Below are 24,817 nucleotides of genomic sequence, written 5' to 3'. Positions count from 1 at the left end.
CGAGCTGGTGCCGCTCTTCGAGGCCTCCCGCGAGCGCGCCCTGCAGGAGGCGGCCACCAAGGCGAAGGCGCTCGCCGAACGCCTCGCCGCGTAAGGCCGAACGGTCTGGTGACGGCGCCCGGAGCCCGCGCGGTGTCGCTGCGGGTGTCCCGGGCGTCGTTCAGAACGCGAGACCGACGTGGGCGAGTGCCTGCTTGAGGAGTACGCCGTGACCGCCCGGCATCTCGCTCTGCACCGCCGGGGAGGCCGCCTCCTGGGGGCTGAACCAGACCAGGTCCAGGGCGTCCTGACGCGGACGGCAGTCGCCGGTCACCGGGACCACGTAGGCGAGGGACACGGCATGCTGACGCGGGTCGTGGTACGGCGTGATGCCCTGGGTCGGGAAGTACTCGGCGACCGTGAACGGCTGCAGGGAGGCCGGGACCCGGGGGAGTGCCACGGGGCCGAGGTCCTTCTCCAGGTGGCGCAGCAGGGCGTCGCGGACACGCTCGTGGTGCAGCACCCGGCCGGAGACCAGGGTGCGGCTGACCGTTCCGTCCGGTCCGATGCGCAGCAGCAGGCCGATGCTGGTGACTTCACCGCTGTCGTCGACGCGCACGGGCACCGCCTCGACGTACAGGATCGGCATGCGGGCGCGCGCCATCTCGAGTTCGTCGGTCGTCAGCCAACCGGGCGTGGTTTCGGTCATGTCAGACATTGCTTGATCATACTTTCAGGTGTCGTCGGAAAACCGGTAGACCCGGAGGGCGTTGTCCCGCCCCGCCCACTGTGCGATCCGCAGTGCGTCGGGCAGGCTCAGCTCGTCGGCGTCCACCCGTTCCCGCAGCAGTCCGGCGAGCCCCTGCCGGAAGGCCAGCGCCCCCAGCGGGAAGAACTCGGCCACACCGTAGGCGTCGGAGCTGTACAGCAGTTTGCGGAACGGGGTGATCTCCATCGCCTCGGCCAGGACTGCCCGGGCCCGGCCGGGACCGACGTAGTGCAGGGTGAGGCCGACGTCGAGGTACACCTGCTCGAACACGGCCGAAAGGTAGGTGGCCTGGCGCTGGTACGGCCAGCAGTGCAGGAGCAGGACCGGGACCGTGCCGGCGGTCAGGTGGAGCCAGTCGGTCAGGTGGGTGGGGTCCGCGCGGTGCAGCCGGATGTCGTTGTCCCCGAAACCGGTGTGCAGCTGGAGGGGGAGGCCGAGCTCGACGGCCGTCCACAGCAGGTGCCGTACGAGGACGGGGTCGTCCAGTCGCCCACCCCCTGTCGTCGACCAGCGCCGGGCCGCCTCGGTGACCTCCTCGGCCGTGGGCCGCGCCGGGTCCAGGTCGAAGCCCGTGCGGTACGCGGCCACCGACTTCACCGCCACCACGCCCGGCCGCCCCACCGCCTCCCACACGGCCGCCCGGAACGTCTCGGCGTACTCGTCCGGCTCGACGCCCGCCACCGCGACCGCCTCGGCGACGCTCTCCAGCCGTACGACCTCATGCGCGACGGCGCCGCCACCGGCGGCCCCGGCCAGCTCCCCCGGCGTGGTGAGGCCGTCCGGGGCGTACCCGGTGTCGACGCAGAACACCTCCGTCCCCGCCGCGGACAGGAACCGTCGGTTCACCTCCGCCGCGCCGAGCTCGGTCCGGCGGGCCAGGTAGTCCTCGGCGGGAGCGTGCCGCGGCAGGTCGAGCAGGGGTGCGCAGTGGCGGCGGACGGCGACGCCGACGGGACTGTCGAAGGGGGACATGCCCGGCCACACCTCGCCCTCGGTGATCAGCGACTCGAAGCGCCGCACGGTCACATCCCCGGTGACCACGCCGTGGCAGTGGTGGTCCACCAGGGGCAGCGCGGCGAGTTGCTCCTCGATGGGGCCGGTGCCGCTCATGTCAGTACACCCAGCGGTACGCCGCTGCCACCCCGGCGTCGTCCAGTCCGGCGACGGAGGCGATCTCCCCGAGTCGTACGGCGGTCACCGCATCGGCCAGGACCGGACCCAGCGCGGCCCGCAGCCGCTCGTCCCCGGTGAACTCCGCGACGGCCTCGTCCAGCGACACCGGCAGCCGGCGCACCCCCCGGGCCGCCGCCTCCTCGGCGTCGAGCCGGGCCGGATCCCCGGTGGTCTCCTCGGGCAGCGCCGCGGACGTGGACAGGCCGTCCAGCCCGGCGGCGATGACGCAGCCGAGCGCCAGATAGGGGTTGGCGGCCAGGTCGACGGGCTTCACCTCCAGGTTGGCCGCCTGGTCGCGCAGCCCCGCGGTGCCCGTGATGACCCGCACCGCGGTCTCCCGGGTCTCCCGGCCCCAGGCGGTGAACACCCCGGCCCACTGGGACGGCTTGAGCCGCAGACAGCTCGCCGGGCTGGGCGCCGTCACCGCCGTGAGGCCCGGCAGGTGGGCCAGGATCCCGGCCGCGAAGGACTCGGCGTCGGCCGTCATGCCGTACCGGCGGTCACCGCCGGAGTGCAGGTTGACGCCGTCGCGCCAGGCGGAGAGGTGGAGGTGGCCGCCGTTGCCGACGCCTTCGGCGGACACCGCCGGGGCGAAGGAGACCCGCAGCCCGTGCCGCCGGGCCACCGCGCGGATGGTCTGCCGTACCAGCAGGCTGCGGTCGGCCGCCGCCACCGGGTCCAGTGCACCCACCGAGATCTCGAACTGCCCGGCCGCGTACTCGGGATGGACCTGGTCGACGTCCACGCCCTGCGCCGCACAGGCCGCCAGCAGATCGGCGGTGCAGTCGCTCAACTCGATCTGCCGGGTGGCGCCGTACGCCGGCCCCGACACCGCCGGGACGAATTCCCCGTCGGGTGCCGAACCCAGCCCCACCGCCCACTCGATCTCGACGGCTGCCCGGAAGGTGATGCCGTGCTGCCGCGCCGCCTCGGCGACGACCCGGCGCAGGAACGTGCGGCTGCAGGCCGGGTGCGGCTCGCCGTCCTGCGTGATCCGGTCCACCGGGGCCCACGCCCAGCCGGGCTGCCCGGCGAGCACGGTGAGCCGGTCCAGGTCGGGATAGAGACGCAGATCGCCGTCGGGGGAGCCGAGCACGTCGGTGGTGACGATGGAGTCGTTCGCCAGGAACGTGTCGAACACCGGCGACATACCGACGCCCCAGGCCGCGGCCGCGGCGAGCCTGGCCGTCGGGATCGTCTTCACACGGGTGATGCCCGCGGTGTCGACGTAAGCCAGGACGATCCCGTACACGCCCCGCCCGGACAGTTCGCCGCTCAGCGCGGTGGCCTGCTCGACGTCGCCGGGACGCCCGCCCGGGACGGGGTCGGCAGGGGTGGTCATACGTCCTCCAGGGCTGCCTCGGCGGGGGTGCGGGCCCGGGTCAGGGTTTCACGGCCACCGCGCCGAACTGCGGTACCACGACGGGGGCGTGGAGATCGGATCGCCACTGCGCGCACGACACGAGCCCCGGTTCGACCAGCTCGAGACCGTCGAAGAAGGAGGCGATCTCGGCGCGGCTGCGGGCGGTGATCGGCGGGGTGGCGTTCTCGTTCCAGAACTTCATGGCCGGGATCTGGCCCTCGCCGCCCAGTTCGGCCTCGTGGGTGGGGTGCGTCAGGACCAGGAAGCTGCCGGAGGGGACCGCGGCCATGACGCGGCGCGCGATGTCCCGCGCCTTGTCGGTGTCCAGGACGAAGTTGAGGATGCCCAGCATCATGACCGCGACGGGACGCGTGAAGTCCAGTGTGCCCCCGGCCCGTTCGAGGATGGTGTCGGGGTCGTGCACGTCCGCGTCGATGTAGTCGGTGACGCCCTGAGGCATACCGGTCAGCAGCGTGCGGGCGTGGATCAGCACGATGGGGTCGTTGTCGACGTACACGATCCGTGACTCAGGGGCGATCCGCTGGGCGATCTCGTGGGTGTTGTCCGCCGTGGGCAGCCCGGTGCCGATGTCCAGGAACTGCCGGACCCCGCGCTCCTCGGCCAGGAACCGCACCGCCCGGCCCAGGAACTCGCGGTCCGCTCGGGCGATGTCCCGGATCAGCGGGAACATCGACGCGACGTGGTCACCGACCCGGTGGTCGACCTCGTAGTTGTCCTTGCCGCCGATCCAGTAGTTCCAGACCCGCGCGTTGTGCGCCACAGCGGTGTTCAGCCGTGCCGTACCCTCCGCCGGGGTGGGGGCCTCGCTCACGTCTCGTCCTCTCCTCGACCGAACCGCCGTCGCCGCCATTGTGCCGCGCTCATGATCAGCGTGTCCCGGGAATCGGGGCAGCGGGACATCAGGGGGGCCGGGGGACGCCCCCGGTTAGGGTGGACAGCCGCACCCGGAACGACAACAGGCGCGACCGCGCGCTCCAGGAAACAGGACATGCCCTACTCCCACTCGCCCCTGCCCACCGCGTCCGACGCCCCGGCCGCCGCTCCCGCCGACATCAGGCTGGTCGTCACCGACATGGACGGCACGCTGCTGGACGACGACAAGCGGGCCCCGGCCGGACTGTGGGAGGTCCTGGACCGGCTGCGCGAGCGCGGAGTGCTGTTCAGCCCCGCGAGCGGCCGTCAGTACGCCACGCTGGCACGGGAGTTCGCCCCGGCGGCGCAGGGGATGGTGTTCATAGCGGAGAACGGCACCTACGTCGTGCGCGACGGCGTGGAGCTGAGCTCCGACCCGCTTCAGAGCGCCGTCGTCACCGAGGTCGTCGAGGCGGTACGGCGGCTCGCGGCCGACGGTGTCGACGTGGGAGCCGTCGTCTGCGGCAAGCGGTCCGCGTACGTGGAGCGGACCGACGCGGCCTTCCTCGCCGAGGTGCGCAGGTACTACGTCGAACACCGGACCGTCGAGGACGTCACCGCCGTCGACGACGACATCCTCAAGGTCGCCCTCTACGACTTCGGCCCCGTCGAACGCACCACGGCACCGGCCCTGCACCGCTTCACCGCCACCCATCAGGTCGTCGTCTCCGGTGAACACTGGGTCGACATCATGAATCCCACCGCCAACAAGGGCGCCGCCGTGCGCCGGCTCCAGCGCGAACTCGGCATCACCCCCGCGCAGACCCTGGTCTTCGGCGACTACCTCAACGACCTGGAGATGCTCGACACCGCCGAGTGGTCCTTCGCCATGGCCAACGCCCACCCGGACGTCATACGGCGCGCCCGCCACCTGGCTCCGTCCAACAACGACAACGGCGTGCTGCGCACCGTCTCGCGCCTGCTGGGACTGCCCGGCACGGAGGGCTGAGGCCGCCGCTTCCGGACCGCACCGGCGGTATCGTCGCAGGTGCGACCGACCGTTTCCGGCCCGGGGCGGAGGCGGCGGACGCCGATACGTCGGGAGCGAGACGGGAGCGATACGTGCGCGCGCGTGACCTGGCGGTGGAGTACGAGACGGTCGGCCTCGACAGCGACGCCCTGGACGCCGCACGGCTGATGGCCGAGCACCGGTTGCCGGCGATGCTGGTGCTGGACGAGCGGGGCGCACCGAAGGCGATTCTGCCCGCCTCCCAGATGATCAAGATCCTGGTCCCCGGCTACGTCGTGGAGGACCCCACACTGGCCGCCGTCGTCGACGAGCGGCACGCCGACCGGCTGTGCGAGGCGCTGAAGGGCCGCACGGTGCGCGACTGCCTGTCGTTCTCGGCGCCGCCCCCCGCCGTCGCCGCGCCGGACGACACCGCGCTGGAGGTCGCCGCCCAGATGGCCCAGATCCGCAGCCCGCTGGTGGCCGTCGTCGACAAGGAGGCGCCGGGCGGTCGGCTGCTCGGCGTGATCACCGCCTCCCACCTGCTGGAACGCCTGCTCGCCGCGGCGACGTGACCTGCGGGGCCGCCGGGGGCCGGCAGCGTTCTGGGCCGGTGGCCGCGCGGTGCACGCCGTCAAGGATGCGTCATGGGCCGGTAGGGTTCCGACCGGTGTGCCGGGAAGTCTGGTCGGTGAACGGGATCATCCTGTCTTGTGACGTCCGATCGGGAGCACCGTGAACGACTGGCACAGCTGGGCGGCGGTCGTCGTCTTCGTCGGCGCGTACGCCCTGATCGTCAGCGAGAAGATCCACCGCGTCGCCGTCGCACTGGGCGGCGCGGGACTGATGCTCGCGATCGGCGCCACCGACGACATCACGGCGTTCTACTCGGAGGACGCCGGCATCGACTGGAACGTCATCTTCCTGCTCATGGGCATGATGATGATCGTCGGCGTGCTCCGGAAGACGGGCATGTTCGAGTTCCTGGCGATCTGGGCGGTGAAACGGGCGAGGGCCCGTCCCTACCGGGTGATGGCCATGCTCGTCGTGATCACGGCGGTGGCCTCCGCGTTGCTGGACAACGTGACCACCGTCCTGCTGATCGCCCCTGTCACGCTGCTGGTCTGCGAACGCCTCGCGCTGCCCGCCGCGCCCTACCTGATGGCCGAGGTCTTCGCGTCCAACATCGGCGGCACCGCCACCCTGGTCGGCGACCCGCCCAACATCATCATCGCCAGCCGGGCCGGGCTGACCTTCAACGACTTCATCATCCACCTCGCCCCCGTCTCGGCGGTGCTGATCGTCGTGCTGTTGCTGCTGTGCCGGGTGATGTTCCGCAGGAGCTTCGTGTACGACGAGGAACGCGCCGCCGAGATCATGGCGCTGGAGGAGCGGGAGGCCATCCGGGACCCGCGTCTGCTGGTGCAGGGGCTGGTGGTGCTGGCGCTGGTCGTGGCCGGGTTCGTCCTCCATCCGGTACTGCACTACGAGCCCAGCATCGTCGCGCTGCTCGGCGCGGGCCTGCTCATCGCCGTCTCCACGGCCGAGGCGGGTGAGGTGCTCGGCGAGGTCGAGTGGCCGACGCTCGCCTTCTTCGCCGGGCTGTTCATCATGATCGGCGGGCTGATCGACACCGGTGTCGTCGACGAGGTGTCCCGGGCGCTGGCCGACGCGATCGGGACGCACGAGCTCGGTGGCTCCATGATCATGCTGAGCGCGTCCGCGGTCCTGTCGGGCGTCGTCGACAACATCCCGTACGTCGCCACGATGGCCCCGGTCACCGCCGAGCTGGTGGAGAACATGGGCGGTGCCCAGGACCACGTCATGTGGTGGGCCCTGGCCCTCGGCGCCGACCTCGGCGGCAACGCCACCGCGATCGGCGCCTCGGCGAACGTCGTCGTCCTGGGCATCGCCGAACGCAACCGCCAGCCCATCTCCTTCTGGCAGTTCACCCGGTACGGCCTGGTCGTCACCGCGGTCACCGTGTCCCTGGCCATGGGGTATGTGTGGTTGCGGTACTTCGCCCTGTCCTGACCCGCGGCTGCGCAGTCATGCGTCCCGCTCCGTTGCGGCGGAACTTCCTGATGAGTCGTCAGATTTGCCCGCTTTCTGAGAAGTCGGGCGACCAAGGCCCGGCCCGGTGTCACCGGGTGTTCGACTGGGCATGGTGACTGGTGCTCCATCGGCCGCTCGGGCCGTGGTACGTCGTTGAGGGGGGAGCCATGTCGTCGCCGGTTCCGTCAGCCGATGGCCGGCCGCAGCCGCTGCTCGGCCCGTTGACCAGCGCCGCGGTCTTCCTGGTCGTCACCGTCGAACCGGGCGGGGAGACCGTGGCGCGGGAGCTGCTGGCAGGGCTCGCCGGACAGGAGCGGGCCCTCGGCTTCCCGCATCCCGACGGAGGGCTCTCCTGCGTTGCCGGGGTGGGGGCCCGGGCCTGGGACCGGCTGTTCGGTGCTCCCCGGCCCGCCGCGCTCGAGCCGTTCCGCGAGCTGGCCGGGCCACGGCACCACGCGGTGTCCACGCCGGGAGACCTGCTGTTCCACATCAGGGCGAACCGGCCGGACCTGTGCTTCGCGCTGACCGCCGAGATCATGAAGGGGCTGCGCGGGTCGGCCACGGTCCAGGACGAGGTCCATGCCTTCGCCTACTACGACGCGCGCAACCTCCTCGGCTTCGTCGACGGCACCGAGAACCCGGTCGGGCACGAGGCCGCCGACGCGGCGCTGGTCGGCGACGAGGACCCGGACTTCCGCGGCGGCTCCTACGCGGTCGTGCAGAAGTACCTGCACGACGTGGACGCCTGGGAGCGGCTGCCGGTCGAGACCCAGGAGAAGGTGATCGGCCGCACCAAGGCGACCAACGTCGAACTCGACGCGCCCGGTTCCCACAAGGACGTCAACACCGTCATCGGCCCGGACGGAACCGAGCAGCGGATCCTGCGCGCCGCGATGCCGTTCGGCCGGCCGGGACACGGCGAGTTCGGCACGTACTTCATCGCCTACGCCCGTGATCCCCGGGTGACGGACACGATGCTGGAGCGGATGTTCCTCGGCACGCCGACCTCGGGGCCCGATCCGCTGCTGGACTACTCCCGGGCGGTCACCGGAACCCGGTTCTTCGTCCCGTCGGCCGACTTCCTGCGCGCCGTACCGGGGGACGGGGGTCAGTCGTCCTCCCTCTCCTCGTCGTCGGAGTGAGGTCTGCGCTCCTTCTTGTCCTCCTTGTCCTCCGTGGCGTCCTGCCGTTCCTCGCCGCCGGTCTCCTCGGGCGTGGGAGTCGGCGAGGGCTGCACGGCCACGGCGGGGGGCGGCGTGGCCTCCGTGGAGGTGGGACCGGTGGTGCCGGTGACGTCCGTGCCGGAACCCTCCGCCGAACTGTTGTCGGGTGAGAACCACACCATGCCCGCCAGCATCGCCGCCACGAAGAGCGCCACCGCGCCGGCGATCGCTGCCACCCGGGGCCGCCGCGTGAGCGTCTCACGGACACCCGGCCGGCTCCGGCGTCGTGTCGGGTGGGTCCGGGCCGTGTGCCGGGAGGAGGACGGCAGTAGGTACGTCGTCGCCGGGCCGGTCTCCGTGCTCGGGGGCCGGTGCGCGGGCGCCGGTGCCGGCGAGGCCGCGGGCAGCGGCTCGGGACGGCCCTGCCAGGCGCCCGAGGTGAACCAGTCGGCGACCTGTGCCGCACCCGGCCGGTGCTCGGGCTGCTTGGCCAGCAGGCCCAGCAGATAGCTCTCGAAGGCGGGCGGGAGGTCGGCGCCGAGTTGCTGCGGCGGTGTCGGGGTGGCGTCGAGGTGCTGGTGCAGGATGGCGATCGCCGTGTCGGCCTGGAACGGCGGGCGCCCGGTGAGCAGCTGGTAGAGCACACAGCCCAGGGAGTACACGTCACTCGCCGGACCCGCGGGCTGCCCCAGCGCGCGTTCCGGTGCGAGGTAGAGGCTGGTGCCGACGATCTGTCCCGTGGCGGTGAGCGCGGCCGCCGGGTCGTCGAGGAAGCGGGCGATGCCGAAGTCGCCGATCTTCAGGGTGCCGTCGGCGTCGAGGAGCAGATTGGCCGGCTTGATGTCCCGGTGGACGATGCCCTGCTGGTGGGCGGCGGCGAGCCCGGCGGCCGCCTGCGCGGCGATGCGGGCCACCCGGTCGGCGGGCTGCGGCCCGGCGTCGGCGAGCATCCGGGCCAGGCTGTCGCCGTCGACCAGCTCCATCACGAGGAACAGCCGGTCGTCGTGCGTGCCGAAGTCCAGAACGCCCACCACGTACGGGTGATGGAGCTGTCCGGCGGTCTGCGCCTCCATGCGGAAGCGGGAAGCGGCCGTGGGGTCGGAGTCCTGGGGCAGCAGCAGCTTGACGGCGACCGGTCTGCCGAGCGTCTCGTCGTACGCACGCCAGACCTCTCCCATCGCGCCGCGCCCGATCGGATCGTGCAGCCGGTACCGGCCCGCTATGAGCACCTGTGTTTCATCCTCATGCTGTGTGACGTCTCGACGCCGCAGGCCGCAACTGACCGCACGGGCGCGGTTGATGGTGGGGGATGCCGCAGCTGCCACAGCGTACCGGTCGCGGACCGTGCCGATGATCACCGGTCGGTCAGGACTGCCGGGCGCCGCTCGGTCAGCGGCAGGCAGCAGGGCACGGCGTCGACGGCATCGGTTCGAGCAGCGGAAGATGTTCATCGACACCCTGGCCGCGTACGAGGCGGCCCTCGCGGAGGAGTGAACGCGCCGGGCGCGGTGCAGGATGACTGGCGCGGGTCCCACCCGCTCTGCGCGCGCCGCCGGTCCTGGGTGCGCCGATGTCCGAGGAGAGGGAAGCAGCATGAGCGAACCGGCCGCCGTGGCCCGTCTCACCCGGGAACTCACCGCCGGGCTGAAGTCCGACGACCTGACCGACTTCTACCGGGATCTGCACCGTCACCCCGAGCTGTCCTTCCAGGAGCACCGGACCGCCGCCAGGCTCGCCGGGCGGCTGCGTGCGGCGGGATTCGAGGTGACCGAAGGGGTCGGCCGTACCGGCGTGGTGGGGGTGCTGGCCAACGGGGACGGGCCGGTCGTGTGGCTGCGCGGCGACATGGACGCGCTGCCGGTGCGGGAGGCGACGGGCCTCGACCACGCCTCCCGCGTCGACGGTGTGATGCACGCCTGCGGGCACGACCTGCATGTCACCTGGCTGGTCGGCGCCGCCGAGGCGCTGGCGGCCGGGCGGAAGAGCTGGTCGGGCACGCTCGTGGTGATCGGGCAGCCCGCGGAGGAGTCGGGCGGGGGAGCGGCGGCGATGGTCGCGGACGGGGTGCACGAGCGTTTCCCGCGGCCCGACGTGCTGTTGGGCCAGCACGCGGCGCCCGGCCTCGCCGGGTTCTATCCGCACACCCCGGGCCTGATCCTGTCGGCCTCCGACGACATCGACGTCGTCGTGCACGGCCGCGGCGGCCACGGCTCGCGCCCCGAGACGACCGTCGACCCGGTGGTGACCGGCGCGTACATCGTCACGCGGCTGCAGACGGTGGTCTCCCGCGAGGTCGCTGCGGCGGAGTCGGCGGTGCTGACGGTGGGGCAGTTCCACGCCGGTACGCAGGCCAACATCATCCCCGCCGAGGCCCGGCTCGCGCTGAACCTGCGGACCCAGGACACCCATGTGCGCGAGCGCATCCTCGCCGCCGTCCGCCGCACCGTGGCCGGCGAGTGCGAGGCCGCCGGCTGTCCGGTGCCGCCCGAGGTCACGGTCAGACGCGGCTATCCCAACACGGTCAACGACGCGGCCCTGGACACGGAGATCGCGGCCGTGCACCGCGAACTGTTCGGCGCGCACACGGTGTTCGACTTCGGCCCGGCGATGGGCAGCGAGGACTTCTCCCTGCTCGCCCCCGCGGGAGTGCCGTACGACTACTGGTACGTCACCACCACTCCCGCGGACGTCTGGGACGCCGCGCCGGGCGAGCGCCTGATGGACAAGCTCGACAACGTGCCGAGCAACCACAGCCCGCTGTTCTCCCCCGACCTCTCGGTGCTCGCGCCGGGGACGCGAACCCTGGTGTCGGCAGCGCTGAGCCGGCTCAGCGGGTGAGGTGACCGAGCCGGCTCGGGGTCCCATGGAGCTCCAGTGGAGTCGGGCAGGTTCATCCGGCGCGTCGGAGACTGTCCTCGGCCACCTCCTTGTCCAGCGACGCCCGCACCAACGCGGCGGCCAGCACAGCCGGTTCGGTGTCGCCGGCGAGCTTCAGCAGACGCTCCGGATCCTTCGGCAGGCCCAGTCGCTCCGCGCCGTCCAGGGCCTTGCGGTCCAGGTAGGGCGCAACCTCGGGCCACACCCGCTGCGCCTCGCGCAGGAAGATGTCGGCACCGGCCGACCCCAGGCCCGGGATCTCCTGGAGCAGCCGGCGCAGTTCGGGAACCTTGCCGTCCGCCTCTTCCCGCAGGCGGCGCAGATCGCCGCCCCACCGCTGGGTCAACAGCTCCGCGCCGTCGCCGAGCTGGGTCGCCGTGCGCTCGTCATAGCGCCGGTAGCCGCCCCGGCCCAGCGCGTCCACCCGCTGCTGCCAGTCGGCCTCGGCCATGCGCCGGGGATCGCGCAGCCCCGCCTCGTGCAGTTCGCGCGCCGCCGCGACGGCGACCGAGGCGCGGATACGGGCGCTGAGCAGCACGGCCAGCACCAGCAGCCGGTACAGCGGCTGCGGGGTGTCCTTCAGCCGGATGCCCGCCTCCTCGGCGTACGTGCGCCCGTGCGCGCCGACGAGTTCCCCTACGACCCGCCGCTCGTCGCTCATGGCTTCAGCGGGTCGTGGCCCAGCGTCATCAACTGATGGCGTCGGCGCGTCTGTTCGGGTTCGGGCTCGTTCTCGAGGTCCACCTGCTCGCTGACCGTCTCCACCACGTCGCGCATCACCTGGATGTCGTCGCCGGTGAGGTCGGTGCGGCGCTTCTGCAGGATCGCGAGCACATGCTGCCCGGTGGGGGTGCCGGCCTGATCCGGCAGCGGTTCCGTGTCCTCGTCGGCGTCGCGGACCCGCAGCCAGGAGGCCAGCTCCTGCGAGGTCATGTTCACCACGCGGTGGAAGTCCTCCCACAGCGCGTCGAGTTCGAGGGCGTCGGTCATGGACATCGACCGTCCCTTCCGTGCGTAGCGTGCGGTCGGGCCGTCAGTCGCGCGGGAAGTTCTCCGCCTCGAACATCCACCGCTGCTTCTCCAGCTCGGCGGTGATGCCGAGGAACAGGTCCTGCGTCACCGGATCCGGCTTCTCCGTCACCTCGATGCGCTGACGCAGCCGGCCGATCGCCGACTCCAGCGCCTCCGTCATCGTCTGGACGACCTCCGTGTCGCGCAGCCAGCCGTCCTTGGGGCTCGGCAGCGCGAAGCGAGCGGCGATGGTCTCGGGGCGGCCGTCCGGCGGGACGCCGAGCGCCGCGGCGCGCTCCGCCACCGTGTCGGCGAAACCACGCGCGGCCGAGACCACCTCGTCGAGCTGGAAGTGGATCGAGCGGAACCGTGGTCCGACGATGTTCCAGTGGGCCTGCTTCCCGGTCAGTGACAGCCCGAGCAGGTCGACCAAGGTCTCCTGGAGCGCGTCGCAGGCGATCCGGCGCGCATCGTCGGGCAGTGTGCTCTTCACGACGGTCATGGTGAGTCTCTCCCTCCCATGTCGTCTCCGGCTGTCCTGGGTGCACGGAGCAGCGCGGCGCGTTCGTGCTCGCCGGTCCCGCCCCACACTCCGGAGGTCTGCCCGGTGCTCAGTGCGTAGCGCAGACACTGGCTGATCACCGCGCAGCGGGCGCAGACGCGTTTGGCGGCCGCGATGTCCCGGAGCGCGGGTCCCGTCGTGCCCACGGGGAAGAACAGTTCGGGGTCCTCACCCACGCAGGCCGCTCGCCGCAACCACTCCATGCGGCGGCGGGTGCCCATGGCGAACCGGTGCAAACGCGGCGTGTCTCAGACTGCGAGCACCCTGTCCACGAAGCGGGTCACCTCGGCGAACGCCTCGGCCCGGTCGGTCTCGTGGAAGACCTCGTGGCGCGCGCCCGGAAAGATCCGCTCGGTCAGCGCGCCGCCGCTCAGCCGTTCGACACCGACGCGGCTCCCGGCGAGCGGGACCAGCCGGTCCTCCGTGCCGTGCAGCCACAGCAGCGGCAGCCCGCCGACGTCGCCGCCCTCGGCGACGTCCTCCAGGGTCCGGGCGAACGCCTCCAGCGTCGGCCGCTTCATCGGCCCGTGCCAGACCAGCGGATCGGCGGCGTAGGCCGCGCCGACGGCCGGATCGCGGGACAGGGCCGCCGGGTTGATCGGGATCTCGGGGATCTCGTCGTGGGCGAGCAGCCGACCCGGTGTCTCCCAGCTGCCGATCACCGGTCCGGACAGCACGAGCGCGGCGAGCTCCGTGCCATGGCGCTGTGCGTAGCGGGCGGCGATCAGGCCGCCCATGGAGTGCCCGATCAGGACGACCGGCGCCACGGGATGCGTGGAGCGGGCCAGCTCGGCCACGGCGTGCAGGTCGGTGACGACGTCCTCGAAGTCCTCGATCACCACGCGCTCACCCGCCGACTTCCCGTGCCCGATGTGATCGGGCCCGAACACGGCCGCCCCGTGCCGCACCAGGACGCCGGCCGGCTCCTCGTACCGGCCGATGTGCTCGCCGTAGCCGTGCGCCACCAGGGCCACGTACCGCGGCTCCGGGTGGGGCCACTCGCGGACGGTGATCTCGCCGCGGGTTCCGGTGAGCACGTGCTCGCGGGCGTCGGCCATGTCTCCTCCGGCTGGGTCGGCGCGGGTTCCCGGAGATCTTCCCAGGGTGGCGGCCGGCGGTCTATAGTCAAAAACTAGCAGCGCTAATTAATGCTGGTGCCGGCCATCCGGCCGGTTCACCCAGCGATGTCGGTCAGGAGTCCTGTCGTGCGTCCCGTCCACTTCGCGGCCGCCCGCCGCACCCCCATCGGCAAGCTGCGCGGAGCCCTCTCCCCGGTACGGCCCGACGACCTCGCCGCGACCGTGATCCGCGCACTCGTCGCCGACCTGCCCGCCCTCGACCCGGCCCGCATCGACGACGTCTACTGGGGCGCCGCCAATCAGGCGGGCGAGGACAACCGCAACGTCGCCCGCATGGCCGCCCTGCTCGCCGGCCTCCCCGAGTCCGTCCCCGGCGCCACCGTCAACCGGCTGTGCGCCTCCGGCCTCGAGGCCGTCACCACCGCCGCCCGCACCATCGCCGCCGGCGAGGCCGACATCGTGCTCGCGGGCGGCTCCGAGTCGATGAGCCGCGCCCCCTTCGTCCTGCCCCGCCCCGACGAGGCCCTGCCGCACCGCATCGAGACCGTCGACACCCGGCTCGGCTGGCGCCTGGTCAACCCGGCGATGAAGGACCTGCACGGCCTGCTGTCCATGGGGGAGACCGCGGAGGAGGTCGCCGAGCGGTACGGGATCTCGCGCGAGCGCCAGGACGAGTTCGCGCTGCGCAGCCACCAGCTCGCCGCCCTGGCCCGCAAGAACGGCCACTTCGACGACGAACTCCTGCCGGTGGAGCGGCCGGACGGTGTGGTGGTGGACGGCGACGAAAGCATCCGCGAGGACACCTCGTACGAGAAACTCTCCCGTCTGAAGCCGGTCTTCCGCGAGGGCGGCACCGTCACGGCGGGCAACGCGTCCCCGATGAACGACGGCGCCGCCGGACTGCTCCTGGTCAGCGAGGAGGCCCTCGACGAGCTGGGACTGGAGTCGCTGGGCCGCTACGTCGCCGGTGCCTCGGCCGGTGTCCATCCGGACGTGATGGGCATCGGGCCGGTCCCCGCCACGCAGAAGGCGCTGACCCGCGCCCACTGGAGCGTCGCGGACATCGAGGAGGCCGAGTTCAACGAGGCGTTCGCGGCCCAGGCCCTCGCCTGCGTCGACCGGCTGGGCATCGACGCCGACCTGGTCAACCCGAGCGGCGGCGCGATCGCCCTCGGCCATCCGCTGGGCTGCTCGGGCGCACGCATTCTCACGACGCTGCTGCACCGGATGCGGCGCACGGGCGCGGCTCGGGGGCTGGCGACGATGTGCGTGGGGGTGGGGCAGGGGAGCGCGATGCTCGTCGAACGGGCCTAGGCCCGGAGGCGCCCGGTTCAGCGTCGGTACCGAAAAGCGAGACGCTCCTTACGAGTACCGGTTAGTTGCACATAGCATCGGTGTTCGCATGAACACGATGACGTTGTGGCACATCACCGGCTGGGAATTCGCCGCGCTCGCCTTCGCGGCGCTCCTCGTCGGCTTCTCCAAGACCGCCGTGAGCGGGGCCAACACGGTCAGCCTCGCCGTCTTCGCGGCGGTCCTGCCCGCCCGCGCCTCCACCGGAGTACTCCTGCCGGTCCTCATCGCCGGGGACGTCCTCGCGGTGCTCACCTACCGGCGGCACGCCCACTGGCCCACGCTGTGGCGGCTGTTCCCGGCGGTCGCGGCCGGCGTGGTCGTCGGCACGCTGTTCCTGGTCTGGGCCGACGACGAGATCGTACGGACCTCGATCGGTGCGATCCTGCTGATGATGGCGGGCGTGACGGTGTGGCGCCGGCGTACGGCCCGGGCGGCGGAGGAGGAACCGGGGTCGGTGACCAGCCGGGCGGGCCGGATCAAGGCCCGTTCGTACGGGGTCCTCGGCGGCTTCACCACCATGGTCGCCAACGCGGGCGGCCCGGTGATGTCGATGTACCTGCTGTCGGCGGGCTTCCGGAAGCTGGGCTTCCTGGGGACGTCGGCGTTCTTCTTCCTGATCGTCAACGTGTCCAAGGTGCCCTTCAGTGCGGGCCTCGGCCTGATCGACGGCCGCTCGCTGCTGCTGGACGCCGCGCTCGTGGTGTTCGTCGTGCCCGGGGCGTTCATCGGCAGATGGGCGGTGAACCGCATCAACCAGCGGCTGTTCGAGCAGCTGGTGATCGCGGCAACGGTGGTCGGTGGCCTGCAGTTGCTACTGCGTTAGACCCAGCAGCGCGGGCAGATCCGCGAAGGAGTCGAGCACATGGTCGGGCCTGCCGCTGGCGGCCTCATGGGTCTCCGGCAGGTACTTGCCCGTCCGCACCAGCACCCCGGTGATCCCGGCCCGCTGGGCCGCGAGGACGTCGGACTCGATGTCGTCCCCCACCATCACCGCCTCGTCCGCCCCGGCCCCGAGGTGCGCCAGGGCCGCCTCGAAGAACGCGCGCGACGGTTTGCCGGTCACCTCGGCCTCGGTACGGGCCGCCGCCTCCAGCCCCGTGAGAAACGCCCCGGAATCCAGTTGGAGCCCTTCGTTCGTACGCCAGTACAGGTTGCGGTGCATGGCCACCAGCCGTGCCCCGCGCTGCAGATGCCCGAAGGCCCGGTTCAGTGCCTCGTACCCGAACTCGGGCCCCGCGCCGCCGACGATGACGACGTCCGGGACGGTGCCGGGGTCGGCGAAGTCGACGACGGTCACCCCGGTGAGGTCTTCCTCGATGTCACCGTGATTCAGCAGCGCGCAGCGGGCGCCGGGCAGGCGTTCGGCGAGGTGCGCGGCGGTCACGGCAGGGGCGGTGAGGATGTCCTCGGCGGCCACCGGGAACCCCGCGTCCGCCATTGTCCCGGCGATCGAGGCGCGGGTACGGGACGTCGTGTTGGTCACCAGGGCGACGGCGAGCCCGGCGTCCCGGATCTCCCGGAGCGCCTCGACCGCACCCGGCAGCGGCTGCCAGGAGACGGTGAGAACGCCGTCGATGTCGATGAGGACGGCACGCACTGAGTCCATGTCCGGACGATAGCCACTCGGGAAGGCCCGGCGCGTGGCGAGCGGCGACCTCCCCGTACGCTCGACGCATGTCCCGTCACGTCCTGGTCCTCGGCGGCACCACCGAGGCCCGCGAACTGGCCGCCGAGCTGGCGGCACGCCCGGGCGTGCGGGTCACGACGTCACTCGCGGGGCGGGTGACCCGGCCGGGCGCGGTCGCGGGCGAGGTCCGGGTCGGGGGATTCGGCGGGGCGCAGGGGCTGGCCGACTGGCTGCGTGCTCATGACGTGGCCGCCGTCGTCGACGCCACCCACCCCTTCGCCGAGGCGATCACGGCGAACACGGCGCGGGCCGCGGCCCTGACCGGAGTGCCCGCCGTGGTGCTGCGCCGACCGGGCTGGCGGCCCGGGCCGGGCGACGACTGGCATCCGGCCGCCGCACTGCGCGACGCCGCCGACCTGCTGCCACGGCTCGGCCACCGGGTCTTCCTCACCACCGGACGTCTGGGGCTCGCCGCCTTCGCTCACCTGACGGAACTGCACTTCGTCGTACGGACCGTGGAACCGCCCGAGCCGCCGATGCCGCTGGACGCGGAACTGGTGCTGGCCCGCGGCCCGTTCACGCCGGCCGACGAGTCGGCGCTGCTGCGTGAGCACCGGATCGACGTGCTGGTCACGAAGGACAGCGGGGGAGCGGCCACGGCGGCCAAACTCACGGCGGCCCGTGAACTCGGCCTGCCCGTCGTGGTCGTACAACGCCCCCCACTGCCGGACGGCGTGACCGTCGTACCCGACAGCCCCGGGGCCATCGCGCTGCTCGGCCTCGACTGACGGCGGGTCACAGCACCTTGCGGTGGACCAGGGCGGACAGCACCAGCGCCCCCGGCAGCAGCGGCACCCACACCGTCACCACGCGGTAGCCGATGATCGTCGCCGTGGCCAGGCCCACGGGCGCGCCGAACGCGGCCATGGTGAACACCAGCGCCGCGTCCACGGGGCCGATCCCGCCGGGCGCGGGTACGGCCCCGACCGCGGTACTCGCGATGAGCAGCGCGAAGACCACCTGCGCCCAGGACAACGGCAGCCCGAGCGAGAACCCCACCGTGGCGATCACGCTCCCCTGCAGCAGCGGCGTGGCGGCCGCCCCGCCCCAGAGGGCGAGGACGCGGCTGGGCCGGGTGTGCAGGATCCGTGCGTCGGTCAGGGCGGTGCGCAGGAAGCCGAGGGCAGGTGTGCGCAGCACGCGTACGGCCGCCAGCAGCGTGGCGGCCACGGCGAGCACGACCGCCACGCCCAGGGCGACCAGGAGCAGCGTGCGGTCGTCCGGGACGAGTGCGCCGAGCTGCAGCATGTCCGGGAAGGCCACCAGGAAGACGAGCAGCACCACCGTCTTCGCGACCGGTTTGACCAGCGAGTACAGGGCGAGCGACGCGGTGCCCCGGGCGAGGGATATCCCCTGGCTCTGCAGGAAGCGCAGGGTGACGGCGTGGGCGCCGATGCTGGCGGGGAGGACATGGTTGGCGGCGCCGGCAGCGAACTGGGAGGCCAGCAGCAGCCCCGGCGGGAGGCGTTCGGGGATGGCTCCCTGCCGGACCAGCGCGGCGGCCACCCAGCCCATACAGGTGAAGAACAGGGCGGCGAGCAGCCAGCCGGGGTCGGCGGAAGCCAGGCGGGCGGCGCCGTCGCGTACGGTGCGCCAGTCCAGCACCGCCCACGCGCCGATCAGCAGAAGCGGGAGCAGGGCGAGCGCATGGCGGGCGAGGCGTGAGAGGCGTTCGGCGGCGGGTGAGCGGACGGGGGCGGCGGGGAGCGGCGTGGGGAGCGCGGCCGCGGGCCGGAGCAGGGACACGGCGTACGTCGTCCTTTCGCATCGCCGCCCGTGGGGTGCGGGGCGGACGGATGCAGGGCGAGGCAGGTGGGGACGGCTGAAACGTGCCCGCCCGGTATGACGCTCCGGTGTCCGGCAGCCGACGCGACGCCAGCGGGCAGCGCAAGAAAGACGCCGCGACGCCGGCGGGCACGGTCCGCCGAGGTGCAGACCGCAGGCCCTAGCGGTCCTTCGGATTGCGCCGCAACAGGTACGTGTCCATGATCCAGCCCTTGCGCTCCCGTGCCTCGGCCCGCAACCGCTCGATGCGTGGTGCCGCCTCGGCGATCGGGCCGGAGGCGAGGATCTCGTCCGGAGTGCCGAGGTACGCGCCCCAGTAGATGTCGATGTCCTGGTCGGCGTACTGCCGGAAGGTCTGCCGGGCGTCCAGCATGACCACCACGTCGTCCACGCCCTGAGGGAAGCCCTCGGCGAGCCGCCGGCCCGTGGTGATCTGCACCGGCCGGGCGACCCGGTTCAGGCCCGTGCGATGACGGGCGACCAGGGCCGAGACACTGCTGATGCCCGGCACGACGTCGTACTCGAAGGCCACCGTGCCGCGCAGGAGGACCTCCTCCAGGATGCCCAGCGTGCTGTCGTACAGCGCGGGATCGCCCCACACCAGGAACGCGCCGCTCTCCTCCTCGCCCAGCTCCTCGACGATGAGCCGCTCGTAGATGTCGGCGCGGGCACTGCGCCAGTCGTCGACGGCCGGTGAGTACGCCGCGCCGCCCGCGCTGCGGTCCCGCTCCGGGTCGCGCGCCTCCACCAGGCGGTACGTCCCCTCCGGTATGTGCGTGTCGAGCAGGTCCCGGCGCAGTTGCGTGAGGTCCGACTTCACCTCGCCCTTGTCGAGGAGGAAGAACACGTCCGTGCTCCGCAACGCCCGGACCGCCTGCAGGGTCAGCTGGTCGGGGTCGCCCGCGCCGATACCGATGACATGAATCTTTCGCACACCCAGAGTCTGCCGCACACCACTGACAGTGGGTGCACCGCCCGGACGATCACGAGCCCCGCAGGCGCGGCGCCCGCTCCCCGGCATCCACCGCGGCACCGCCCTCGACAGCCCCGGCCAGCTCCCGCGCCCAGCCGGCCAGCCCCGCCAGATCCATGCCGTACGGCCGCTGCCGCCCGGCCCGCCCCGCCCACTCCTCGACCGCGCCCGCCCCGCGCCGCAGCAGCCGTGCACCGCCCGTCGCGTTGCCCCGGGCCGAGTGGGTGAGCCCCACGGCGAGCTGGGCGAGCCCGCGCCACAGTGTGCGTTCCTGCTCGGGCCCCGACTTCCAGGCGTCCTCGAACACCTCGTGCGCGTGGAACGGCTTCCCCTCGTCCAGCAGCGCCTGCGCCTCGGCGACGGTCTCCTCCGGCGTCCGTGCGATCCCCTCGGGCTGCCGTGCCACGCCGTCGGCGCCGTACGGCAACGGGCGTCCGAGCCCGTCCCGCGGCCGCGCGTTGCGCGCCCGGCCCTCGCTGTCCCGGTCCCGTGCCGCGACCGGCCGGCTGCCTTCCGATGTGCTGCCCATACGACGATTGTCCTGCCTCCGGTGCCCCTTCGGCGCGCCCGGGTACGTGCGGTAAAGTACTGCCCGCGCGATCACGCGGTTCACCGCGACGGAGCGCATCGGGACGTGGCGCAGCTTGGTAGCGCACTTGACTGGGGGTCAAGGGGTCGCAGGTTCAAATCCTGTCGTCCCGACGGTGCGAAGGGTCTTCGCAGGCGAGAGCCTGTGAGGGCCCTTTCCCTATGGCCGGTTCCGATCTTCGAGCTTGAGCATGCGCTCAGCAGCATCCCGATGTGGCCGCGACACGCAGTCCGGCGGTTGCAGGTATGGCGGCACTCGTGCGGTGTAATCCTGTAGCGCTTTGCCCATCACATGACGAGGTGGATATGGGACGGACCGTAGTGATCCTTGCCCTGGGGTCCCGCGGGGACGTCCAACCGTGTGTGGCGCTGGGTCGAGGACTGAACCGGCAGGGCGATGTCGTGCGGGTCATCGCCAGCCGTCGGTATCACGGCCTGATCACGCAGGCGGGACTGGAATTCCACTCGCTCTCACTGGATCCCGCAGAGATCATCGCATCGCCCGAGGGCCAGGAACTACTGGCCGGTGGACGCAGCGCGGGAAGGTTCATCCGCGGTATCCACCGGATTCTCCAGCCGCTGATGGCGCGCATGCTCGCAGAGCTCGAGACAGGCGTCGAGGGAGCCGACCTCATCCTGACTCCCAGTCTGGGTTTACTGGGCCTCCATCTGAGTCAGTACCTGGAGGCCCCGTGCGCCTTCATCCACTTCCAGCCGAGCCACCCCTCCGGGGAATTCCCGCATCCCCTCCTTCCCGCTGCGCGCCTCCTGGGCGCCTTTGGCAATCGTCTGAGCTTCCACGCGGTCGATCTGGTCTCCTGGCTGGCATGCCGCGGGGCCGTCAACACCTGGCGGCGCGAGAAGCTCGGTCTTCCCCCCATGTCCCCCCTCGGCCCTTTTCGGCACACCCGTAGCGCCCCCGTGCTGTGTGCGTTCAGCCCCGTTGTCGTACCCCGGCCGAACGACTGGGGAGCGAACGTCCATCTGAGCGGCTACTGGTTCCACGAAGAGCCGTCCTGGACCCCGTCGCCGGACCTCCTCGACTTCCTGGACAGTGGGCCGCCGCCTGTCTACGTGGGTTTCGGCAGCATGGGCACCGGTGACTGCGAGGCCACCGGCCGCATCGTGCGCGCGGCACTCAGGCGTGCCGGTCTGCGCGGCGTGCTCACGGGAGAGCCTGCGACGAGCGAGGACGATGTCCTGGTGGTCGGGGACGTCCCCCACGGCTGGCTGTTCCCGCGCATGGCGGCGGTGGTTCATCACGGAGGGGCGGGCACCACTGCCGCGGCGCTGCGGGCGGGAGTGGCCTCCTTGGTCTGCCCCTTCTTCGGAGACCAGCCTTACTGGGCCGAGCGTGTGCACCGTCTGGGCGCGGGCCCGAAGCCGCTGCCGGCCCGGCACTTGTCGGTCCCGCTCCTGACCGAACGGCTGCGCGCCGTCGCCGGGAACAACGGGTACACCGAGACTGCCCGGCGGCTGGGCCGGGCACTGAACGCCGAGGACGGCGTGGCACATGCCTGCCGAGCTCTTGAGCGGCTTGCCAGGTGACGGTCGGCGTCCGGACGACCAGAACCATCAGCGGGGCCGTTCCAACGGCCCGTCTAGCCCGGGAGTTCGTCCATCACCGTGGGCCAGATGAGATGCAGTTCGCGTTTCCAGTAGGGCCAGGAGTGCGTCCCGGGCTTGTAGATGTGCGTCGTGACGTCCACACCTGCCGCGCGCAGTGCCTGGGCGAACCGATTCTGGCTGGGTGCGAGAATTCCTTCCGACATCGACGGGAGTACCGAGGCGGCGTCCCGGCCCTCGTCCAGCGGACCCATGTCGCCGGTCCCGGCGGACAGGTGGATTCTCATGCCGCGGTAGGCGGTCACCATGGCGGACGGGTTGTGCGAGTTCCAGATGTCCGCATGCTCTTCCGGGTCACCCCAGGCCTTGATCAGCTCGTTGTCATGGGAGGCGTTGTAGAGCCAGAGGAAGGCGCGAATCACCGGGTCATCGAGGTCGACGATTGCGCTGAAACTGGCCGCGTAGCGAAACATGCCGGGGTTTCGGCCCGCGTAGTTCAGTGCGCCGAGCCCTCCCATTGAAAGGCCGATGACTGCTCGGGCGGAATTCGCTCGGAGCTTCCGCTCCATGAGACGTGGCAGCTCGCGGGTGTGAAATGTCTCCCAACGGGGCCGGCCGAATTGCCAGTCGGAATACTGACCGTTGCGGCCGCCGTCCGGCATCACGATCAGCACTTCGGAATCCTTCGCCAGATCCTCGACGTCCGTCTCGCGGGTCCAGGAGGTGTAGTCGTCCTCCCCGCCGTGGAGCATGTAGAGCGTGGGGTAGGTGCGCGTCGGCTCGGTACGCCAGCTCGCGGGAAGGATGACACGGACAGGCACCCTGCGGCCCATGGCCGGTGACCGCACCGTCAGATCCAGAGTCCGGGCATCGATTCTCTTGACGCCCGTGATCCGGGCGTCGGCGTCCGCCGGGGTCGTGCGAACGGAGGCGGATGCGGTGGGCCCGGCAACGAACGGCAACGTGACAAGGATCAGCAATTCAAGGATGGAGCAGCTGATCGGCTTTGCACGGCCGACGCTCTTCTTGACGTTATATGGCATGGGCTGGAGGACCGCCTTGGAAAGTGACCGACGAAACGAGAGCCCCCATTGCGCGGTCGCCCGGGCCGGGTTTCTCTTTGTCGCGGAGGCCTCGGAGCGCATCGTTGCACGGCATGGCGGAAAATTTCTGTCGAATTCTGTCGATCATCGTAAAATTGACTCGTTCGGCGGCAGTTCCTGTCGCCGTCGCGGAGGATGGCACGGGCGGCTGCGAGGCGGCAGGGCCAGGACGCGTCGGCGATTGTGCAGCGCCGGTTGAGTCCTGCGACGACCCGCCCCTCAGCGGGCGCTTCCCCCTTCTTCGTGAGGGTGGCGCAGCGCCCAGAGGGCTACGGGAGCTCCCACGCCGACGAGCGTCGCCGCGATGCACAGCCCGGCTTGATACCCGGCCAGCGAGGCTTCGGCGCGCGAGACCTGCTGGGCCAGGCACAGGTGCCGCACGAACGTCACCACAGCGCCTACGAGCACGATGCCGAACACTCCGGACAGTTCGCGTGTGGCAGCGAAGAGGCCGGCCGCGAAGCCGGACAGATGGCGGGGGGAGGACGCCAGCGCCCGCGTGGTCAGGGGGATGGCGAGCGAAGACCCCACGCCGACGGCCGCCAGGCCGGGAATCAGGTCGGCCGGCCCGCCGTGCGCACTGCCCAGCGCGACCAGCAGCAGCCCCAGGGCGATCAGGAGCAGACCCGTTGCGGAGGTGCGCGCCTCGCCCCACCGCCTGGCCACGGCGGTGACGAACGGGGCTGTGAGGAACAGTGCCGAGAAGACAGGAGTGAATGCCAGACCTGCCTGTGTGGGGCTGAGCCGTAAACCGCTCTGCAGAAACTGACAGGTGTAGAAATACACGCCGCTCACTCCCAGGCCCCACAGGAGCTGGGTGACGAGCCCGCCGCTGTAGGCGCGCTCCCTCAGCAGCTGTCCCAGGGCCGGATGACGACCGGGTCTGCCCCGGCACAATCCGACCACGCTCGCCGTGGCCGCCACCCCGCAAAGGACGACGGGTGGCCTGGTGAATCCGTGCGCGGGCCCCTGGATCAGGCAATAGACAAGGGAAGCCAGAAAAATGCAGGCCAAGATGATCTGGCGGTTCGGCACGGGAGCCGCGGTGCGCAAAACCTGGCGGTTCGGACGGCCGGAGGGACCGGGAACGGCCATGGCGCCGACAACGAAAGCGGAGACCCCCAAGGGGATGTTCATGAGGAAAATCCATTCCCATCCCAGGTGCTGCGTCACCACACCGGAGAGCACCGGCCCGAAAGCCAGCGCACAGCCCAGAGCGGCAGTTGTCGCACTGAATGAGGCCGTGCGGATCCTGGGGGGCAGGTCGTGCGCAATCAACGCCAGGGACGCCGGCAGGATGAATGCCGCGCCGATGCCCTGCAGACCCCGGAAAACGACCAACATCACCCCGGTGGTCGACAGCACGCAGCACGCCGACGACACGGTGAACACGGCCACTCCGGTGAGCAGGGCCCAGCGCCGTCCTTTGCTGTCCGTCAACTGACCGGCTCCAAGGAGAGATCCGGCCAGTGCCAGCGGGTATGCGGTCCCCACCCATTTGAAGTCGGTCTCCGTCAGGCTCAGTTGGGCGCGGATCTGAGGCAGGGCGACATTGACCGCGGTGTTGTCCAAAGCCGTCAGGAAAGTGCAGCACATGACGGCCGTAATGACGCTCCACAGACGCAGCCGACGCATGACTGTGAAACCTACGCCTTTCCACATTCAGGAGGTGAGCCACGGGCTCCGGCATCGGCGTGTCGACATAAGAGGACGACTGCTCCGTGTTTTGCTGCTTCCTGCCGCCTGTTTCCCGGGACCGCGTCGAGCCGCGGCGCGTACAGCCCGTATGGCCGTCGCGGCGGTTCTTCACACCAAGCAATTTCCGACGGGCCCGCTTCTGCACGCT

26 protein-coding genes, 1 tRNA gene and 1 pseudogene are annotated in these 24,817 nt (G+C 71.4%); 12 read left to right on the top strand and 16 right to left on the bottom strand.

The window, feature by feature from the left end; genetic code table 11:
- Window positions 1–94, top strand: a pseudogene (locus tag ACFV7R_RS37655) (FMN-dependent NADH-azoreductase); the annotation flags it as partial.
- A 66-nt stretch (window positions 95–160) separates the two neighbouring features.
- On the opposite strand, the gene ACFV7R_RS37650 reads toward ACFV7R_RS37655, so the two are convergent.
- Genes ACFV7R_RS37650 through ACFV7R_RS37635 form a run of 4 tightly spaced genes read right to left on the bottom strand, consistent with a single transcriptional unit; the run spans window position 161 to window position 4,116 of the window.
- Window positions 161–688 (bottom strand): NUDIX hydrolase family protein, encoded by a 528-nt coding sequence (locus ACFV7R_RS37650; protein ID WP_385272239.1) that lies wholly within the window; start codon window positions 686–688, stop codon window positions 161–163.
- Between the two features lie 24 nt (window positions 689–712).
- On the bottom strand, window positions 713–1,858 hold the full coding sequence (locus tag ACFV7R_RS37645; protein ID WP_385272233.1) for an amidohydrolase family protein: 1,146 nt from the start codon (window positions 1,856–1,858) through the stop codon (window positions 713–715).
- A gap of 1 nt (window position 1,859) precedes the next feature.
- Window positions 1,860–3,263 (bottom strand): glutamine synthetase, encoded by a 1,404-nt coding sequence (locus tag ACFV7R_RS37640; protein ID WP_385272230.1) that lies wholly within the window; start codon window positions 3,261–3,263, stop codon window positions 1,860–1,862.
- Window positions 3,264–3,303: 40 nt separating this feature from the next.
- Window positions 3,304–4,116 carry an SAM-dependent methyltransferase gene (locus ACFV7R_RS37635; protein ID WP_385272227.1) on the bottom strand — a complete coding sequence of 271 codons (813 nt, stop codon included), beginning with the start codon at window positions 4,114–4,116 and terminating at the stop codon, window positions 3,304–3,306.
- Between the two features lie 177 nt (window positions 4,117–4,293).
- Between ACFV7R_RS37635 and ACFV7R_RS37630 the strand changes: the two genes are divergently transcribed.
- The 4 genes from ACFV7R_RS37630 (at window position 4,294) to ACFV7R_RS37615 (ending at window position 8,363) form a co-directional block, all read left to right on the top strand.
- Window positions 4,294–5,166, top strand: coding sequence for a Cof-type HAD-IIB family hydrolase (locus ACFV7R_RS37630; RefSeq protein ID WP_385272224.1), 873 nt, complete (start codon window positions 4,294–4,296; stop codon window positions 5,164–5,166).
- Between the two features lie 113 nt (window positions 5,167–5,279).
- Window positions 5,280–5,741, top strand: coding sequence for a CBS domain-containing protein (locus tag ACFV7R_RS37625; RefSeq protein ID WP_385272222.1), 462 nt, complete (start codon window positions 5,280–5,282; stop codon window positions 5,739–5,741).
- A gap of 160 nt (window positions 5,742–5,901) precedes the next feature.
- On the top strand, window positions 5,902–7,200 hold the full coding sequence (locus ACFV7R_RS37620; protein WP_385272219.1) for an SLC13 family permease: 1,299 nt from the start codon (window positions 5,902–5,904) through the stop codon (window positions 7,198–7,200).
- 188 nt (window positions 7,201–7,388) lie between these two features.
- Window positions 7,389–8,363 (top strand): Dyp-type peroxidase, encoded by a 975-nt coding sequence (locus tag ACFV7R_RS37615; protein WP_385272216.1) that lies wholly within the window; start codon window positions 7,389–7,391, stop codon window positions 8,361–8,363.
- Here ACFV7R_RS37615 and ACFV7R_RS37610 read toward each other — a convergent pair.
- A complete protein-coding gene (locus ACFV7R_RS37610) occupies window positions 8,330–9,613 on the bottom strand; it encodes a serine/threonine-protein kinase (RefSeq protein ID WP_385272213.1) in 1,284 nt (427 codons plus the stop codon). The genes ACFV7R_RS37615 and ACFV7R_RS37610 overlap by 34 nt on opposite strands.
- A 121-nt stretch (window positions 9,614–9,734) precedes the next feature.
- Between ACFV7R_RS37610 and ACFV7R_RS37605 the strand changes: the two genes are divergently transcribed.
- A complete protein-coding gene (locus ACFV7R_RS37605) occupies window positions 9,735–9,878 on the top strand; it encodes a hypothetical protein (RefSeq protein ID WP_385272210.1) in 144 nt (47 codons plus the stop codon).
- A 99-nt stretch (window positions 9,879–9,977) separates the two neighbouring features.
- Complete coding sequence (locus ACFV7R_RS37600; protein WP_385272208.1) at window positions 9,978–11,222, top strand: amidohydrolase; 1,245 nt, start codon at window positions 9,978–9,980, stop codon at window positions 11,220–11,222.
- 52 nt (window positions 11,223–11,274) lie between these two features.
- Here ACFV7R_RS37600 and ACFV7R_RS37595 read toward each other — a convergent pair whose 3' ends face one another.
- From ACFV7R_RS37595 to ACFV7R_RS37575, 5 genes are read right to left on the bottom strand one after another with little or no spacing between them, the layout of a single operon-like run.
- Window positions 11,275–11,922 (bottom strand): endonuclease, encoded by a 648-nt coding sequence (locus ACFV7R_RS37595; RefSeq protein WP_385272205.1) that lies wholly within the window; start codon window positions 11,920–11,922, stop codon window positions 11,275–11,277.
- Entirely contained in the window at window positions 11,919–12,251 is a 333-nt protein-coding gene (locus ACFV7R_RS37590; RefSeq protein WP_385272236.1) for a DUF3140 domain-containing protein, read from the bottom strand. The genes ACFV7R_RS37595 and ACFV7R_RS37590 overlap by 4 nt, the downstream gene beginning before the upstream one ends.
- Window positions 12,252–12,294: 43 nt before the next feature.
- Window positions 12,295–12,774: a Dps family protein gene (locus ACFV7R_RS37585; protein WP_129802768.1), complete on the bottom strand. Its 480-nt coding sequence runs from the start codon at window positions 12,772–12,774 to the stop codon at window positions 12,295–12,297.
- Window positions 12,771–13,055, bottom strand: a complete 285-nt coding sequence (locus ACFV7R_RS37580; protein WP_385272202.1) for a WhiB family transcriptional regulator — start codon at window positions 13,053–13,055, stop codon at window positions 12,771–12,773. The genes ACFV7R_RS37585 and ACFV7R_RS37580 overlap by 4 nt, the downstream gene beginning before the upstream one ends.
- 27 nt (window positions 13,056–13,082) lie before the next feature.
- Complete coding sequence (locus ACFV7R_RS37575) at window positions 13,083–13,892, bottom strand: alpha/beta hydrolase (protein WP_385272199.1); 810 nt, start codon at window positions 13,890–13,892, stop codon at window positions 13,083–13,085.
- Window positions 13,893–14,039: 147 nt separating this feature from the next.
- On the opposite strand from ACFV7R_RS37575, the gene ACFV7R_RS37570 reads away from it, so the two are divergent.
- On the top strand, window positions 14,040–15,227 hold the full coding sequence (locus ACFV7R_RS37570) for a thiolase family protein (RefSeq protein ID WP_385272196.1): 1,188 nt from the start codon (window positions 14,040–14,042) through the stop codon (window positions 15,225–15,227).
- Window positions 15,228–15,315: 88 nt separating this feature from the next.
- Window positions 15,316–16,092 carry a sulfite exporter TauE/SafE family protein gene (locus ACFV7R_RS37565; RefSeq protein ID WP_385272193.1) on the top strand — a complete coding sequence of 259 codons (777 nt, stop codon included), beginning with the start codon at window positions 15,316–15,318 and terminating at the stop codon, window positions 16,090–16,092.
- Here the strand turns inward: ACFV7R_RS37565 and ACFV7R_RS37560 are convergent.
- Window positions 16,081–16,875 (bottom strand): TIGR01458 family HAD-type hydrolase, encoded by a 795-nt coding sequence (locus ACFV7R_RS37560; protein ID WP_385272190.1) that lies wholly within the window; start codon window positions 16,873–16,875, stop codon window positions 16,081–16,083. The genes ACFV7R_RS37565 and ACFV7R_RS37560 overlap by 12 nt on opposite strands.
- Window positions 16,876–16,943: 68 nt before the next feature.
- On the opposite strand from ACFV7R_RS37560, the gene ACFV7R_RS37555 reads away from it, so the two are divergent.
- Window positions 16,944–17,684: a cobalt-precorrin-6A reductase gene (locus ACFV7R_RS37555; RefSeq protein ID WP_385272187.1), complete on the top strand. Its 741-nt coding sequence runs from the start codon at window positions 16,944–16,946 to the stop codon at window positions 17,682–17,684.
- Between the two features lie 7 nt (window positions 17,685–17,691).
- Here ACFV7R_RS37555 and ACFV7R_RS37550 read toward each other — a convergent pair whose 3' ends face one another.
- The 3 genes from ACFV7R_RS37550 to ACFV7R_RS37540 all read right to left on the bottom strand — a co-directional run bounded on the left by ACFV7R_RS37550 (window position 17,692) and on the right by ACFV7R_RS37540 (window position 20,243).
- A complete protein-coding gene (locus tag ACFV7R_RS37550; RefSeq protein ID WP_385272184.1) occupies window positions 17,692–18,702 on the bottom strand; it encodes a YbhN family protein in 1,011 nt (336 codons plus the stop codon).
- Window positions 18,703–18,901: 199 nt separating this feature from the next.
- Window positions 18,902–19,675: a precorrin-6A synthase (deacetylating) gene (gene cobF / locus ACFV7R_RS37545; RefSeq protein WP_206307079.1), complete on the bottom strand. Its 774-nt coding sequence runs from the start codon at window positions 19,673–19,675 to the stop codon at window positions 18,902–18,904.
- Window positions 19,676–19,724: 49 nt separating this feature from the next.
- The gene (locus ACFV7R_RS37540) at window positions 19,725–20,243 is read right to left on the bottom strand and encodes a DUF309 domain-containing protein (protein ID WP_385272181.1); all 519 of its coding nucleotides are present in this window, start codon (window positions 20,241–20,243) and stop codon (window positions 19,725–19,727) included.
- Between the two features lie 99 nt (window positions 20,244–20,342).
- Here ACFV7R_RS37540 and ACFV7R_RS37535 point away from each other — a divergent pair.
- Window positions 20,343–20,416, top strand: a tRNA-Pro gene (locus ACFV7R_RS37535).
- A gap of 132 nt (window positions 20,417–20,548) precedes the next feature.
- Window positions 20,549–21,850, top strand: a complete 1,302-nt coding sequence (locus ACFV7R_RS37530; protein WP_385272178.1) for a glycosyltransferase — start codon at window positions 20,549–20,551, stop codon at window positions 21,848–21,850.
- 53 nt (window positions 21,851–21,903) lie between these two features.
- Here ACFV7R_RS37530 and ACFV7R_RS37525 read toward each other — a convergent pair whose 3' ends face one another.
- A complete protein-coding gene (locus tag ACFV7R_RS37525) occupies window positions 21,904–22,911 on the bottom strand; it encodes an alpha/beta hydrolase (RefSeq protein ID WP_385272175.1) in 1,008 nt (335 codons plus the stop codon).
- Between the two features lie 279 nt (window positions 22,912–23,190).
- The gene (locus ACFV7R_RS37520; protein ID WP_385272172.1) at window positions 23,191–24,606 is read right to left on the bottom strand and encodes an MFS transporter; all 1,416 of its coding nucleotides are present in this window, start codon (window positions 24,604–24,606) and stop codon (window positions 23,191–23,193) included.
- Window positions 24,607–24,817 lie beyond the last annotated feature (211 nt).

This window comes from Streptomyces sp. NPDC059866, from assembly GCF_042731325.1.
Classification (GTDB): domain Bacteria; phylum Actinomycetota; class Actinomycetes; order Streptomycetales; family Streptomycetaceae; genus Streptomyces; species Streptomyces flavusporus.
Note: the sequence above shows the minus strand (reverse complement) of the source record. Positions and strands in the feature narration are given on the sequence as shown.

Bases quoted from the DNA above. Each gene is read 5' to 3' on its own strand.
- ACFV7R_RS37595 (WP_385272205.1), bottom strand. From the start codon at position 11,922: ATGAGCGACGAGCGGCGGGTCGTAGGGGAACTCGTCGGCGCGCACGGG.
- ACFV7R_RS37540 (WP_385272181.1), bottom strand. From the start codon at position 20,243: ATGGGCAGCACATCGGAAGGCAGCCGGCCGGTCGCGGCACGGGACCGG.
- ACFV7R_RS37590 (WP_385272236.1), bottom strand. From the start codon at position 12,251: ATGACCGACGCCCTCGAACTCGACGCGCTGTGGGAGGACTTCCACCGC.
- ACFV7R_RS37640 (WP_385272230.1), bottom strand. From the start codon at position 3,263: ATGACCACCCCTGCCGACCCCGTCCCGGGCGGGCGTCCCGGCGACGTC.
- ACFV7R_RS37555 (WP_385272187.1), top strand. From the start codon at position 16,944: ATGTCCCGTCACGTCCTGGTCCTCGGCGGCACCACCGAGGCCCGCGAA.
- ACFV7R_RS37585 (WP_129802768.1), bottom strand. From the start codon at position 12,774: ATGACCGTCGTGAAGAGCACACTGCCCGACGATGCGCGCCGGATCGCC.
- ACFV7R_RS37520 (WP_385272172.1), bottom strand. From the start codon at position 24,606: ATGCGTCGGCTGCGTCTGTGGAGCGTCATTACGGCCGTCATGTGCTGC.
- ACFV7R_RS37565 (WP_385272193.1), top strand. From the start codon at position 15,316: ATGAACACGATGACGTTGTGGCACATCACCGGCTGGGAATTCGCCGCG.
- ACFV7R_RS37530 (WP_385272178.1), top strand. From the start codon at position 20,549: ATGGCGGCACTCGTGCGGTGTAATCCTGTAGCGCTTTGCCCATCACAT.
- ACFV7R_RS37605 (WP_385272210.1), top strand. From the start codon at position 9,735: ATGATCACCGGTCGGTCAGGACTGCCGGGCGCCGCTCGGTCAGCGGCA.
- ACFV7R_RS37580 (WP_385272202.1), bottom strand. From the start codon at position 13,055: ATGGGCACCCGCCGCCGCATGGAGTGGTTGCGGCGAGCGGCCTGCGTG.
- ACFV7R_RS37615 (WP_385272216.1), top strand. From the start codon at position 7,389: ATGTCGTCGCCGGTTCCGTCAGCCGATGGCCGGCCGCAGCCGCTGCTC.
- ACFV7R_RS37575 (WP_385272199.1), bottom strand. From the start codon at position 13,892: ATGGCCGACGCCCGCGAGCACGTGCTCACCGGAACCCGCGGCGAGATC.
- ACFV7R_RS37560 (WP_385272190.1), bottom strand. From the start codon at position 16,875: ATGGACTCAGTGCGTGCCGTCCTCATCGACATCGACGGCGTTCTCACC.
- ACFV7R_RS37630 (WP_385272224.1), top strand. From the start codon at position 4,294: ATGCCCTACTCCCACTCGCCCCTGCCCACCGCGTCCGACGCCCCGGCC.
- ACFV7R_RS37645 (WP_385272233.1), bottom strand. From the start codon at position 1,858: ATGAGCGGCACCGGCCCCATCGAGGAGCAACTCGCCGCGCTGCCCCTG.
- ACFV7R_RS37650 (WP_385272239.1), bottom strand. From the start codon at position 688: ATGACCGAAACCACGCCCGGTTGGCTGACGACCGACGAACTCGAGATG.
- ACFV7R_RS37600 (WP_385272208.1), top strand. From the start codon at position 9,978: ATGAGCGAACCGGCCGCCGTGGCCCGTCTCACCCGGGAACTCACCGCC.
- ACFV7R_RS37525 (WP_385272175.1), bottom strand. From the start codon at position 22,911: ATGCCATATAACGTCAAGAAGAGCGTCGGCCGTGCAAAGCCGATCAGC.